Below are 284 nucleotides of genomic sequence, written 5' to 3'. Positions count from 1 at the left end.
AATGGAGGATGCCCGTAAAGAGATAGAGAGAATAGCCGATGAAGAAACGGATACTGATAGTAGAGGATAATATAGCCCTCTCGCATATACAGAAAGACTGGCTGGAGCGTGAAGGATATTCAGTGGCTACTGCTATGAATGAACCCTTTGCCCACAAACTGCTACGCAAGGAACAGTTCGACCTGATACTTTCAGATGTGCGTCTGCCACAAGGCGACGGCATACACCTCCTTGAATGGATTGGCAAGGAGAAGTTGGATATTCCATTTGTGATAATGACCGAG

1 protein-coding gene is annotated in these 284 nt (G+C 46.1%); it reads left to right on the top strand.

Features of this window, described 5'->3' with window-relative positions; translation table 11 throughout:
- Window positions 1–38: 38 nt before the first annotated feature.
- A partial coding sequence (locus NW211_RS14080; RefSeq protein WP_258328301.1) for a response regulator occupies window positions 39–284 on the top strand: 246 nt, incomplete at its 3' end.

This window comes from Barnesiella sp. ET7 (genome assembly GCF_024733785.1).
Taxonomy (GTDB): Bacteria; Bacteroidota; Bacteroidia; order Bacteroidales; family Barnesiellaceae; genus Barnesiella; species Barnesiella merdigallinarum.
This window is presented reverse-complemented; position numbering and strand designations above follow the sequence as displayed.